Genomic DNA, 12761 nt, shown 5'->3' with positions numbered 1-12761 from the left:
TCTAGGGCTGCGGGCGGTAATCCTCGCGCCTGAGCGTGATCATGTAAGCCGCGATCTGGTCCACCTGCGCGCGGCTGAGGTCGAAATCCATCACCTCGGGATAATTGTGCGCGTCCATCAGCCAGTCGCCCAGCGTGTCCTCGGACAGGCCGGGGCGATTGGCGATCGCCTCGAAGCTGGGCGATTGCGGGTTGGGCGAGAGGAAGGGCGGTTCGATCGCGTGGCATCCGCCGCAGGCCGCCTCGACGAAAGCGGGCGGGTCGGGCTCCATCACCGCGTCGGATCCGGAGGCGGTCTGGCAGGCGGCGAGCGGCACGGCGGCAGCAAGGAGGGCGATGGTTCTCATGGCGGAAGGATAATCCCGTAAGGCCCGTTCGCCTAGCGTCATTCGCCCGATTGCCGTTCGCGCTCGATTTCCCGCCAGCCTATGTCGCGGCGGCAGAAGCCGGTCGGAAAAGAGACCCGGTCGACCGCTTCATAGGCACGGGTCTGCGCTTCGGTGACGCTCGCGCCGCTCGCGGTGACGTTCAGCACCCGCCCGCCATTGGCGATGAGCGCGCCGGCCTTTTGCGCGGTGCCCGCATGAAAGACCTTCGCGCCGTCGCTTTCGGCGTCACGCAGGTCAATGGGCCCGCCCTTTTCGGGTGTCCCGGGATAGCCTTTTGCGGCCATCACCACGGTCAGTGCGGTCTCGGGCGCGAAGTCGGCCCGCACACCTTTCAATTCGCCCCGTGCGCAGGCGAGCATGATCGCGGCAAGATCGCCGCGCAGCCGCATCATCAGCACCTGGCATTCGGGATCGCCGAAGCGGCAATTGTATTCGATCAGCTTGGGCCCCGCCTCGGTCAGCATCAGCCCTGCATAAAGGACGCCGACATAGGGATTGCCGTCCGCCGCCATCGTTTCGACCGTGGGGCGGATGATTTCCTCCATCACGCGGGTCTGGAGTTCGCGGGTGAGCACGGGGGCGGGCGAATAGGCGCCCATGCCGCCGGTATTGGGGCCGGCATCGCCCTCTCCCACGCGCTTGTGGTCCTGCGCGCTGCCGAAAGGTAGGATGAACGTGCCGTCGGTCAGCGCGAAGAAGCTCGCTTCCTCGCCTTCCATGAATTCCTCGATCACGACCTCGGCACCGGCTTCGCCGAACTGTCCGCCGAACATGTCGGCGAGCGCGATCTCGGCCGCATCGATGTCGTCGGCGATGACCACGCCCTTGCCCGCGGCGAGCCCGTCCGCCTTGAGCACGAAGGGCGGGGCGAATTTCGCGAGCGCGGTGCGCGCTTCGTCGAGCGCGGCGCTGCGGACATAGCCCGCGGTCGGGATTTCGGCGCGCGCGCACAGGTCCTTGGTGAAGCCTTTCGAGCCTTCGAGCCGCGCGGCGGCCTTCGACGGGCCGAACACCGCGATCCCCTCGTCGCGCAAACTGTCGGCGAGCCCGTCGACCAGCGGCGCTTCCGGCCCCACGACGACCAGCGCGACATCCTTTTCATGGGCGAACCGGGCGACGCTCATGTGATCGTTCACATCGAGCGCGACGCATTCGGCCTCCTCGGCGATTCCCGGATTGCCGGGGGAGGCGTAGAGCCTCGAAAGGCTCGGGGATTGCGCCAGCTTCCATGCTAGCGCATGTTCGCGCCCGCCCGATCCCAGCAACAGGACATTCATGGCTCGCACCCCTTCCGATACAGACGATACAGGCAATGCCGGGCTGGTAGCGCGCGCGCGTCAGGGCGACAACGCCGCCCCGCTTTCGATCACCGAGATTTCGAACCTTTTGAAGCGCACGGTCGAGGACCGTTTCGGCCATGTCCGCCTGCGGGGTGAGCTGTCCGGCGTGAAACGCGCCGCCTCGGGCCATCTCTATTGCTGTCTCAAGGACGACAAGGCCGTGCTCGACGGGGTGATGTGGCGCGGCAGCACGCAGCGCCTTTCCTTCGTGCCTGAGGACGGGCTGGAAGTGATCGCGACCGGCAAGCTCACCACCTATGCCGGGCGCTCGAAATACCAGGTCGTGATCGAGAGCCTCGAACTCGCGGGCGAGGGCGCGCTGCTGGCGCTGCTGGAAAAGACCCGCGCGCGGCTCGACGCCGAGGGCCTGTTCGCGCCCGAGCGCAAGCAGGCGCTGCCTTTCTTGCCGCGCACGATCGGGGTCGTTACATCTCCGACGGGATCGGTCATTCGCGACATCCTCCACCGCCTCGCCGACCGTTTTCCGAGCCATGTCGTCGTCTGGCCGGTGCTGGTGCAGGGGCAGGGCGCGGCCGAACAGGTGGCGAGCGCAATCCGCGGCTTCGACGCGCTGGCGCCGGGAGGCCCGGTGGCGCGGCCCGACCTCCTGATCGTCGCGCGCGGCGGGGGGTCGATCGAGGACCTGTGGAGCTTCAACGAGGAGATCGTCGTGCGCGCCATCGCCGATTGCTCGATCCCGACCATCTCCGCCGTCGGCCATGAAACCGACACCACGCTCGCCGATTTCGCCGCCGATCGCCGCGCGCCCACGCCAACGGCGGCGGCGGAAATGGCTGTGCCGGTGCGCCGCGACCTCGCCCTGACGCTCGCCGATTTTGCCAATCGCAAGCAGCGCGCGGTCTATCGCCCGGTCGAACTCGGGCGCGAACGGCTCGAAGCGCGCGCCCAGCGCCTGCCCCGGCCCGAAGAGCTGCTCCAGCCGCAGGCGCAGCGGCTCGACGAGGCCTCCGAGCGGCTGCGCCGCGGCCTGTTGGACCGCGCCGGGCAGGGGCGCGAACGGCTGGTGGGTGTCGCCTCGCGGCTTCATCCCAGCATGCTCATCCGTGCGCATGGCGATGCGCAGCGCAGGCTCGTCGCGACGCGGCTGGTCCCGGCGCTGGTCCAGCGGCCCCTGCGCGATGCGGGCGAACGGCTTTCCGCGCTGGCGCGGCTGGCGGAGCAGCTTCACCCTGAAAAGCCGCTTGCCCGGGGCTATGCCATCGTCCGCGCGGCTTCCGGTAAGGCGCTGACCCGCAAGGCGCTGGCCCAAAAGGAGGCGACGCTCTCGCTCCAGTTCGCCGACGGTTCGCTGACGGTCACTCCCGGACGATCAGCGGCCGGTTCAGGAGGCGGCAAGCCGCGTTCCTCCAATCCCGGATCCCCGGCGCCCGCTCCGCGACAGGACGATTTGTTCGGATAGGCAACCGCTGCTATGGAAGACCGCATGTTGATGTCCACCTCAGACAAGGCCGCAAGGCTCTATTACGGCCCCGCCAGTTTCCGCGTCCTGCGCCCCGGCCAGCACGTCGTGTGCGCGGTGACGGGCGAGATCATCCCGCTCGACGAATTGCGCTACTGGAGCGCAGAGCTGCAGGAGGCCTACGCCTCCGCCGAGATCGCGACCCGCCGCCTGCTCGGCCGGGCATGACCCTTCGCCCCATGCGCCGGTCGCTGCCGGTCGTCTCGGCCCTCGGAGCTGTCTTCCTGCCCGCCTTTTCCCCGGGCGAGGCCGCCGCCACGCCTGACCCGGTCGCAGCCGCTCCTTCCGAGGAGGCAGAGGATGCGCCCTTCCCGTCCGAAACCGGGAAGCGATTCGAGATCGACGGGGCGCTCATCCAAGGCGGTTTCCTGCGCGGGACCGCACCCGAGGGGGCCGAGCGCCTCGTTCTGGGCGACCAGCCGGTCGAAATCGCGCCGGACGGCAGTTTCTTCGCCGCCTTCGACCGCGACGCGCCCGAAGCGCTGGTGCTCAAGGCCGAACTCGAAGACGGTGCCTCCTTGCGCCGCGAACTCGCCATTTCCCCGCGCAAATGGGACATTGAACGGGTCAACGTGGACAAGCGCAGCGGCGGCGCGAGCGAGGCGTGGTGGCGCAAACGCAAGCCCGAATGGGAAGCGATCGTCGCCGCGCGCGCGAAGGAAACCGGGGCGGACGGCTGGCGGCAGGATTTCATCTGGCCGGTCAGGGGGCGCATTTCGGGCCGCTTCGGACGCCAGCGCATCTATCAGGGCGAGCCGGGCAGCTATCATTCCGGCATCGACATCGCGCCCGGAGCGGGCACGCCTTTCGTCGCACCCGCCGACGGCGTGGTGGTCCTCGCCCGCACCGGCTTCAGCCTCGAAGGCTCGCTCATCATCATCGATCATGGAATGGGGCTGAACAGCGCGTTCCTCCATGCGTCCAAAATCGCGGTGGAAGAAGGCGAGGCGGTCAGGCAGGGGCAGCATATCGGCAATGTCGGCTCCAGCGGGCGGGCGACGGGGCCGCACCTGCACTGGAGTCTCAAGTGGAAGGACTGGCGGCTCGATCCGCTGCTGCTTGCAGGGCCGATGGACTGACATGCGCCGCAAATGCGTGATCGCGGCGCTCGGCGTTGCCCTGATGTGCGCGCCGGGAACATGGCTGCGCACGCCGGTTCCGGATAACTCGCCCGCCAGCGTTTTGGTCGAACGGATCGCGGGGGCTTCCCCGACGCGCGACGGCGCCTGGCAGGTCGCGGGCGTTTGGCGTTACAGTGCGGACAGCCGCAATTTCGGCGGGTATTCGGCGCTTCTCGCTTTCGATGAGGACCGTTTCGCGGCCTTTTCCGATCGCGGGCACCGCTTTGTCTTCCCCCTGCCCCGGGCAGAGGACAGGACGCCCGTTTCGGGCGGAGGACGTCCCATCCGCCCTGGAAGACGAGCTCTGGGACATCGAATCGGCGACCCGAGATCCGGCGACGGGCCATTACTGGCTGGGCTTCGAGAATTTTCACGCGATCCTTCGCTACACGCCGGGGCATGCCCCTGACGCGATGCGCGTGCTCGAAGGAGAGGTCGGATGGCCGTCCAATGCGGGCGCCGAGGCGATGATCCGGCTGGCCGACGGGCGGTTCGTGGTGCTGCCCGAGGGCGGGGACGAGGGCCTGGTGTTCGCTTCCGATCCGGTCCTGGGTGCGAGCGCCGAGCCATTCGATTTCCGGCGCCCGGTCCCCGGCTATGCAGCGACCGACCTTGCCCAGCTGCCCGACGGGCGGGTGTTGCTGCTGATGCGCGACACGGTCTTCGCGATTCCGCCGTTCGAGACGCTGATCGCGATCGGGCCGCCCCCGCGTGCGGGCGAGGCGTGGACGCCCCGGCTAGCCCTGCGGCTCGATCCGGTCATTCCGAGCGAGAATTACGAGGGGCTGGCCGTACGCCCGCTGGAGGATGGCCGCGTGGCGGTCTGGCTGATGGCCGACGACAATCTTTCGGTCTTGCAGCGCACGCTGCTGGCAAAGCTGGTTTTCGACTCGTCCGCCGAACGCGACTGAGCGTTGGCGCGACCGGAAACGCAAGAAGGCGTGACGGGTCGCCCCGCACGCCTTCTTGCGATGACCGACCGTAAACGGCGGATCAGGCCGAAGCAGCCGCCTTCTTGAGCTCGCGCTTCACCTTAAGCGCGCGCGGCGAAAGCTTCTCGTCGTTGGTCTTGAGCAGCCAGTTGTCGAGCCCGCCATTGTGTTCGACCGAGCGCAGCCCGTGCGTCGAAACGCGGAACTTGAAGCTGCGGTCCAGCTTCTCCGAAAGCAGGGTGACGTTCTGCAGGTTCGGCAGGAAGACGCGCTTGGTCTTGTTGTTGGCGTGGCTCACATTGTGGCCAACCTGGCGGCCCTTGCCGGTCAGTTCGCAAATCCGCGACATGATATCTCTCGTTTCATCGTGTTGGCGGGCGAGCCTGCCGAGGCCTCGAAAACGATTCGGCCCCGCGAAAAACTCGGTTTGACCCGGAAAGCGGCGCGCATAACCACGGAGACCCCGATCGTCAAGGCGGAACATACCTTCGCCCGGCCACGTTGATGCCACGATTACGAAGGGCGCGCACCTTTAACTACGCGCCGAAGACTATGGAGGACTTCCCATGAAACGCATCATTGCAACCACTTTTGCCGCCACCGCCGCGCTCGGCCTCGCCGCCTGCGACGTCGAACAGACCGAGGAAGGCGACATGCCCGAAGTCGAAGGCGGGAACATGCCCGAATATGACGTGGAAGGCCCCGATGTCGATGTCGGCACAGAGGAGCAGACTGTCGAAGTGCCAACGGTTGATGTAGACCCGGCGGACGATGGTGAAGCCGAATAGGAAAGCCGCGATGCGGCCCGTGACCGCGTGACGGGGTTGGATACGGCCGGGGCAGCGCCCCGCTGGCCGATCCCCGATCCGATGCGGGCCGCCTTGCAGGCAGCTCACGAAGCGGCGCGGGCCGGGGAAGTCCCGGTCGGCGCCGCTGTCGTGCGCGGCGCACAGGTGATCGCGATTGCCGCCAACGCGACCCGCTCGCCCCCCGATCCCACCGGCCATGCCGAAATCCGCGCCCTGCGCCTGGCGGCCGAGGCGATCGGGGACGAGCGGCTGACGGGCTGCGATCTCTATGTCACTCTCGAACCCTGCGCGATGTGCGCGGGCGCCATTTCCCATGCCCGCATCGCCCGCCTCTATTACGCCGCGAGCGATCCCAAGGGCGGCGCCGTCGAACACGGCGCGCGGGTTTTCGAGCAGAAGCAATGCCTCCACCGACCCGAGGTCTATTCCGGCATGGGGGAAACCGAGGCGGCGGAACTGCTGAGGGGCTTCTTCAGGGAGCGGCGCTGACCGCGCGGCCCTAGCCGCGTAGCCAGCGGAGCGCCTCCTCCTCCTCGTCGAGGTCGAAGGTTCGCATCTCTGGCTTCACCAGCGCACCCATCGCGCCTGCCATTGCCCTCAGCCAATCCGGACCGCCGACCACGGCATAGCGTTCGACCCGGTTCAGCAGATCGAGTTTGGTCCCCCAGACCTTGCCGCTCAGGGCCGAATCCGAATCGAAGCCGTGCCACTTGCGGATCACCACTATCAGCTTCGAACATTCCGGGCGGCTCAGCTTTGCCTGGGCCATCGCTAGGATGCGTTCCGATTCCTCGCGGTCGAGCCGGCCGACCAGTTCGAACCCGGCGATATCCTCGCCAAGGTCGAGCTCGTTCACCGCGCCGCCATGCGGGTGGTCGTTCTCTCCCAGCACCCATGCGCGCGCGGCATCGATCTCGTCCTCGTCATAGACCGCGTAGCTGACACCCGGCAGCAGCGCGCTTTCGAGCCGGGCGGCGCTGCGCATCCATTCCTCGTCGGAAACTAGCGCGATCCGGTCGAGCGAATAGATCCAGCGCAGCAAAGCGGGGATGTGGACCAGTTCCTCGCTCATCGCCGAAAACGACCAGCTGGCGAGCGAGACGAGGTCGATGAGGACATTGCCGCCCTGGCCCTGCCCATGGTGTTCCTTTGCGAATTCGACGAAGGCGCGTGCATCATCCTCGTGGAATTCGCCATAGACCGCGATGCGGTGCGCATTGGGTCCGATTTTCTCGATATCGATCATTGGCTTTCTCCCGTCCCTTAAAGCCCCCGCCAGATCCAGGCCGACGCCGCATTCCCTGCGCCGAAGCGGCGGGCATCGCAGCGAGACGGCCGGAAGTTCCCGTCATAGCAGAGCCGGATTTCCTCGAGCCAGCCGCGTTCGTTGAGCTTCACACCCACATCGGCAGGCGACCATCCGCGATTGGCCTGCGCGAAGGCGTCGCGGATGCGGCCGGCGGTGAGGCCGTCCTCGCCGCTGATTCTGTCGTAATCGGGGATGCGCAGGCCACCGAAAAGGATGCGCGTGACGCGGAAATATGTGGCCGGGCGCCGCGCCATGCACGATCCGTGCTTGGCCCATTGCCGCGCGGCGAGCCGGGCTGAGGGCATCACGCACATCTGCGCGCGGATTTCAGCCGGGGTCGGTTTCGGTCCGCTCGCGCACCATTGCGGCCAGCGCCCTCGCGCGCCCTGCGGCCACAGGCCATGCACGACGAGGCCGAACGTACCCCGCTCGCCCGAACACTGGAAGCGGTGCCCGCGTTGCCCTTCGCGCGGGCGGCAGAATTCCGGCGACCAGCTGAGCGCGAGGGTATAGCCGGTCAACGGCATTTCCAGGCGCGGGCCGTCCGGCGCGATGGCTGGGACCGAACGGATCGCGGGCGCGCGGCACTGATAGGCCTGCGCCTGGGCGGCAGGCGGAAGGGCCAGTGCCGCCAGTAGCAGCAGCGCCCTACTCGAACACCGCCGGATCATCGCTCTTCCTTGCGAACCAATCATTCGCCGCGCGCGTATAGAGCAGCGCCACCGCGACCAGCGAAATCGACTGGCCGGCGAGCACGCCCGGCAGGGCATACAGCATCGGCAGGTTGGAAAGGATCAGGACGACCTTGACCCCCGCCATCGCGGTGATGAAGCCGCGCGCGAACCGGCTCGCCCAGAGCCACACCGCAAGGATCGGGATCAGTTCGACCGTGAACCATGCCGAACTCGCCACGATCGTCCAGTCGCGGTTCCATTCGAAGCCGAGGCCCAGCGAGCGCAGGATCTCCTCCTGCGCGGGCAGGTCCCTCAGCGCGGCGGCGAGATTCCAGGCGGCGAGCCCCAGCAGCACCGCGGCGAAGGCATGGACAGCCAGCGGGCGCGGTCCCCTGACGGTTCGCATCTGTCAGGCCGGCTCGAAATCGAGGCCGATATCGGCGGCGGGCGCGCTTTGGGTGAGGCGCCCGACCGAGACATAGTCGACCCCGCTCGCCGCCCTGGCGGCGATGGTCGAAAGGTCGATGCCGCCGCTCGCCTCGCTCGCCGCGCGTCCGGCGATGATCGAAACCGCTTCGCGCAGCGTTTCCGGGTCCATGTTGTCGAGCAGGATGTGATGCGCGCCAGCCGCCAGCGCGGCTTCGATCTGGTCCAGTCGGTCGACCTCGCAGATGATGGGCCTGACCCCCGCCTCGGCCGCACGGCGGACCGCCTCGCCGACCGATCCGGCGACCGCGACGTGGTTGTCCTTGATCATGGCCGCGTCCCACAGCCCCATGCGGTGGTTCTCGGCGCCGCCCATCCGGGTTGCGTATTTCTCGAGCGCGCGCAGGCCCGGCAGGGTCTTGCGCGTGTCGAGCAGGGTGCAGGTCGCGCTCCCGGCTCGCATCGCGGTGACATAGGCGCGGGTCATGGTAGCGATGCCGGATAGGTGCTGGACCGTGTTGAGCGCGCTCCTTTCGGCGGTGAGCAACGCGCGCGCCTTGCCCGAGAGGCGCATGAGCTCGCTCCCGGCCTCGACCGCGTCGCCGTCCGCGACCAGCGTTTCGATGGTGCAATCGGGATCGAGCGCGCGGAAGAACGCCTCGGCCAGCGGTAGGCCGGCGACGACGATCGCGTCGCGGCTGTCCATGACGCCCGAAAAACGCGCCTCGGCCGGGATGACGCTGTCCGAAGTGACATCGCGCCCGCCACCTTCGACGCCCTCACCGAGATCCTCGGCAAGGGTGTTTCGGACGAAGCGATCGAGGTCGAAATCGGGCAGGGTGAACTGGTCCATCTCCGACCCCTAGCCGTTCGCATAGAGCGAAGTCGAGATGCGCCGCGCGCGCGTCTCTAATGCGCTCGACACGAACGGGAGAGGGATGCGCCATAGCATCGGACCCGCAAGGGTCCGCAAGGCCGACCTGCCGCCCGCGGCGGGCGCAGCTCTGCTGCGCGCCTGGCGAGGACGCAGCCCCGACGGGGCTGTGCGAAACAAATCAGTGCACGAAGCGCGCCACCACGTCGCGATAGGAGCGCGAGACCTTCACCTCGGCGCCCGAATCGAGCACGAGGAAGCATTCCCCGTTGGTGTGTGGCTTGACCTGCCTGACCTGGTCGAGATTGACGATGGTGGAACGGTGCACGCGCTGGAACTTGCGCGGATCCAGCCGCCGTTCGAGATCCTTCATCGTCTCGCGCAGGATCAGCGAATTGTCGCCGGTATAGATGCACATGTAATCGCCCGCGGCCTCGATATGCTCGATCGAATCGACTTCGACGCGGAAGATCTGGCCGCGGTCCTTGACGTTGATGAGCTTTTCGAAGCGGTCGCCTGCGGTGCCATCGGCATCGGTGAACTCGGCCGCCCGATCAGGGGCGACTTCGGCCAGCACGTCGAGCAATTGCTCGGCATCCTCGGTCGATTTCTTCTGCGCGATGCGTTCGCGGACCCGCTCGATCGTATCGGCGAGGCGGACCTCGTCGACCGGTTTCATGAGATAGTTGACCGCGTTCGCCTCGAAGGCGCGGATTGCGTGTTCCTCGTAGGCGGTGACGAAGACGAACAGCGGCGGCTCGATCTCCATCACGCCCTTGACCACGGAAAAGCCGTCGAAGCCGGGCATCTGGATGTCGAGAAAGACGAGGTCGGGTTTCTCGGTCTTGATCTTGCGGATCGCCTCGCGCCCGTTCGAGCAGGTGTCGATCACCTCGACGTCCTCGAAGGCCTGGAGGCGGACCTGGAGGCCCTGAATGGCGAGTTTTTCGTCGTCGACGAGGATGGTGCGAATGGTCATGCGGAAGTTCCGATCGTGCGTTGGGGGTTTAAATCGATGACGTTGTCCGCCGTGCCGCTGCGGGGGGCATCGGGCACGGAGGCCGTGTCGGCTCGGGAATTTCCGGTCGCCTGGCTTGAACGCGCCGGCGCGCTGGCGGTTTCGTCCTGCGGGGTGAAGGGAATCTCGATCACCACGGTGAACCCGCCGCCCGGCTCCGAACGGGTATCGAAGATGTGGGAGGCGCCGTAGGCCTGGATCAGGCGGTTGCGGATATTGGCAAGGCCGACCCCGGTCGAGACCGGCCTGCCGCTCTCGCCGGCGGCGCCCTGGGCCGCGCGGATCCTGTCGGCCTGCGCGGCATAGTCGAGCAGGTCGTGCTGGACCGGCACGTCCATGCCCGGCCCGGTATCCTCGACCGTCATGCGCAGACGGTCGCCGATCACCTTGGCGGTGAGCGCAATGCGCGCCCCTTCTTCCTGCGGGCTGACGGCGTATTTGACCGCATTCTCGACCAGCGGCTGGAGCAGCATCGAGGGCAGGATCGCGGACAGCGCCGTCTCCTCGATATCGAAATGAGTCCGCAGCCGCTCCTCGAAGCGCATGCGCTCGATGTCGAGATAGAGGTTCAGCGTCTCGACCTCCTGGGCAAGCGTGACCTGGCTGCCCGGCTCCATGATGAGCGTGTGGCGCAGAAAGCTTGAAAGCCGCGTGAGCATCGCGTTGGCGGGTTCGGTCTGTTTGAGCAGCACCAGCGTGCTGATCGAATTGAGCGTGTTGAACAGGAAATGCGGGTTGAGCTGGTAGCGCAGCATGGCGAGCTGCGCGGCGGTGGTCTGCGCCTCCAGCCGTTCGAGCCGGTCGGCCTGCTGTTCCACGGTCAGGAAATAGTTGATCGCGTAATAGAGCGCGCTCCACCCGCCGAGCAGGGTGAGCGGGATGTAGGAGAGGCCGATGAAGCGCTGGGCGAAGCTGGTTTCGCGCGCGGCGCCGTAATAGATCCCCTGCACCCAGGCATCGATCGAGGTGTGAAAGATCACCGCGATCATCAGGACCAGCGCGGTCACGCCCCAGGTGACGATCGGCTGGCGATTGATGAGCTGGCGGTAGATCACCGACAGGATGCAGCTGATCGAGAAACCGGTGATGGTGGTGACGAGAATCAGCGCGAGCAGATCGAACGGCTGGTCGTTGGCAAAGGCGATCACCGCGCGCAGCAGGAAAGCGCCGCCCCAGCCGGCAAGCTGGAGGTTCCAGAAGGCGCGGTTCTTGCTGGCGAAGAACGGCGCTGGCTGGATCGCGAGAACGGACATGATTGGCCCATGTAGACCATTTTGGCGCAGATAGCAGGGGCTTTCGGGAACCATGGGCGCGCGCGCCGAACCGTTCGGCGCACCGGGCGGGGCGAAAGCGGGTTTGAAGGGCGCGGTGAAAGGCGGCGCCTGGCCGCCGGGTCAGCGCTCCTTGTCGGGATCGATTCCGCGCTTGAAATGCGCCGACCAGTCGGCCTTGCCCTCGCGCGCCATCAGCTCGCGGATGAGCGGGATCTCGGCGGCGATGACTTCGGCGCGTTCGTCCCAGCCGTCATGCGTGCGGGCACGGAACAGGCCGCCATCATGCTTGCGCCCCCAGGTTTCCATGAAACGGATCGCGGCTTCGGGGTCGTAGCCCGCATTGGCGAGCAGCCAAGGCATCAGCCGGTCGGCCTCGCGCTCGGTCCGGCGCACATGGCGGCGCTTGCGCTTGTTGCGGTCGAGCCATTCGCTGTGGGCGAGGAAATTGTGCGCCAGTTCGTGCGCGACGACCCCCGCGAAGACCGCTTCCTCGTAGGAGAAGGCGGGAAATTCGATCCCGATCACGACCCGTTCCCCGTCGGCGACGGCGCGGCGGCCGCCGCCCATCAGTTCGAACCGAGTGGCGCAGACGTCGACCGGGGTCACGCGCGCCTCTCCGCCATCGGCGAAGCGGACCGTGATCCCGCCATGTTCGGCGAGCATCGCATCAACATGGTCGTGCGCGCGCTTCAGCCGCCGCCAGTCCTTGCGGCTGCCAGAGGGCCATTCATTGGGATCGAACCGTTCGAGCGCCACGATCTCGCGGTTGCGCGCGAATTCGCCCGACAGCGCCGCGGGCGAGCCGCGCGCGGCTGTCTCGACCGCGAAATCGCCCTCGAAGCCAAGCGCCGCGCGCGCGATCTTCGGCGAACCGTAGCTGGCAAGGTCCTGCAATTGCAGGCCGATCGAGGGGATCACGCGCGGGCAGAATTCGGCATTGCCGCGGATGATTGTCCAGCCGACATCCTGCAGGCGCTGATCGGCATCCTGGAACCGCGCGATCGCCGCGCGCTCGGCGTCGAGGTCGACGCCCCCGATGTCGGGCTCCGCGGCAAGCGGCGTGGCAAGCCCTGCCCAGCCGGCGAGGAGCGCGGCGAGAACGATCCCCCGCATCGC

16 protein-coding genes are annotated in these 12761 nt (G+C 67.2%); 6 read left to right on the top strand and 10 right to left on the bottom strand.

Features of this window, described 5'->3' with window-relative positions; genetic code table 11:
• Position 1: 1 nt before the first annotated feature.
• Positions 2-346, bottom strand: coding sequence for a hypothetical protein (locus tag Ga0102493_RS15225; protein WP_051697812.1), 345 nt, complete (start codon positions 344-346; stop codon positions 2-4).
• A 38-nt stretch (positions 347-384) separates the two neighbouring features.
• Complete coding sequence (gene purD, locus Ga0102493_RS15220) at positions 385-1665, bottom strand: phosphoribosylamine--glycine ligase (RefSeq protein WP_034902560.1); 1281 nt, start codon at positions 1663-1665, stop codon at positions 385-387.
• Between purD and xseA the strand changes: the two genes are divergently transcribed.
• The 4 genes from xseA (at position 1664) to Ga0102493_RS15200 (ending at position 5240) form a co-directional block, all read left to right on the top strand.
• On the top strand, positions 1664-3148 hold the full coding sequence (xseA, locus tag Ga0102493_RS15215) for an exodeoxyribonuclease VII large subunit (protein WP_034902557.1): 1485 nt from the start codon (positions 1664-1666) through the stop codon (positions 3146-3148). The genes purD and xseA overlap by 2 nt on opposite strands.
• Before the next feature lie 24 nt (positions 3149-3172).
• Positions 3173-3376, top strand: coding sequence for a DUF2093 domain-containing protein (locus Ga0102493_RS15210; RefSeq protein ID WP_034902935.1), 204 nt, complete (start codon positions 3173-3175; stop codon positions 3374-3376).
• Positions 3373-4287, top strand: coding sequence for a M23 family metallopeptidase (locus Ga0102493_RS15205; protein ID WP_034902554.1), 915 nt, complete (start codon positions 3373-3375; stop codon positions 4285-4287). Before Ga0102493_RS15210 ends, Ga0102493_RS15205 begins: the two co-directional genes overlap by 4 nt.
• 224 nt (positions 4288-4511) lie before the next feature.
• The gene (locus Ga0102493_RS15200) at positions 4512-5240 is read left to right on the top strand and encodes an esterase-like activity of phytase family protein (RefSeq protein WP_051697810.1); all 729 of its coding nucleotides are present in this window, start codon (positions 4512-4514) and stop codon (positions 5238-5240) included.
• A gap of 82 nt (positions 5241-5322) precedes the next feature.
• Here Ga0102493_RS15200 and rpmB read toward each other — a convergent pair whose 3' ends face one another.
• The gene (gene rpmB, locus Ga0102493_RS15195; RefSeq protein ID WP_034902930.1) at positions 5323-5610 is read right to left on the bottom strand and encodes a 50S ribosomal protein L28; all 288 of its coding nucleotides are present in this window, start codon (positions 5608-5610) and stop codon (positions 5323-5325) included.
• A gap of 217 nt (positions 5611-5827) precedes the next feature.
• On the opposite strand from rpmB, the gene Ga0102493_RS15190 reads away from it, so the two are divergent.
• Together Ga0102493_RS15190 and Ga0102493_RS15185 are read left to right on the top strand one after the other, a co-directional pair.
• Positions 5828-6049, top strand: coding sequence for a hypothetical protein (locus tag Ga0102493_RS15190; protein WP_034902552.1), 222 nt, complete (start codon positions 5828-5830; stop codon positions 6047-6049).
• Positions 6050-6130: 81 nt separating this feature from the next.
• On the top strand, positions 6131-6559 hold the full coding sequence (locus Ga0102493_RS15185) for a nucleoside deaminase (protein WP_034902927.1): 429 nt from the start codon (positions 6131-6133) through the stop codon (positions 6557-6559).
• 10 nt (positions 6560-6569) lie between these two features.
• Here Ga0102493_RS15185 and Ga0102493_RS15180 read toward each other — a convergent pair whose 3' ends face one another.
• From Ga0102493_RS15180 to Ga0102493_RS15150, 7 genes are all read right to left on the bottom strand, one after another.
• Positions 6570-7316 (bottom strand): SpoIIAA family protein, encoded by a 747-nt coding sequence (locus Ga0102493_RS15180; protein WP_051697808.1) that lies wholly within the window; start codon positions 7314-7316, stop codon positions 6570-6572.
• Positions 7317-7333: 17 nt separating this feature from the next.
• Positions 7334-8050, bottom strand: a complete 717-nt coding sequence (locus Ga0102493_RS15175; protein WP_034902549.1) for a ribonuclease T2 family protein — start codon at positions 8048-8050, stop codon at positions 7334-7336.
• Complete coding sequence (locus tag Ga0102493_RS15170) at positions 8028-8459, bottom strand: hypothetical protein (RefSeq protein WP_034902547.1); 432 nt, start codon at positions 8457-8459, stop codon at positions 8028-8030. The genes Ga0102493_RS15175 and Ga0102493_RS15170 overlap by 23 nt, the downstream gene beginning before the upstream one ends.
• 3 nt (positions 8460-8462) lie before the next feature.
• The gene (nadC, locus tag Ga0102493_RS15165) at positions 8463-9332 is read right to left on the bottom strand and encodes a carboxylating nicotinate-nucleotide diphosphorylase (RefSeq protein WP_034902544.1); all 870 of its coding nucleotides are present in this window, start codon (positions 9330-9332) and stop codon (positions 8463-8465) included.
• Positions 9333-9534: 202 nt separating this feature from the next.
• A complete protein-coding gene (locus Ga0102493_RS15160; protein ID WP_034902541.1) occupies positions 9535-10332 on the bottom strand; it encodes a LytR/AlgR family response regulator transcription factor in 798 nt (265 codons plus the stop codon).
• A complete protein-coding gene (locus Ga0102493_RS15155; protein ID WP_034902539.1) occupies positions 10329-11624 on the bottom strand; it encodes a sensor histidine kinase in 1296 nt (431 codons plus the stop codon). Before Ga0102493_RS15155 ends, Ga0102493_RS15160 begins: the two co-directional genes overlap by 4 nt.
• Before the next feature lie 141 nt (positions 11625-11765).
• Positions 11766-12758, bottom strand: coding sequence for a M48 family metalloprotease (locus Ga0102493_RS15150; protein WP_034902536.1), 993 nt, complete (start codon positions 12756-12758; stop codon positions 11766-11768).
• Positions 12759-12761 lie beyond the last annotated feature (3 nt).

This window comes from Erythrobacter litoralis (assembly GCF_001719165.1).
Taxonomy (GTDB): domain Bacteria; phylum Pseudomonadota; class Alphaproteobacteria; order Sphingomonadales; family Sphingomonadaceae; genus Erythrobacter; species Erythrobacter litoralis.
The sequence above is the reverse complement of the archived record's forward strand: the minus strand, read 5'-3'. Positions and strand labels throughout refer to the sequence as shown.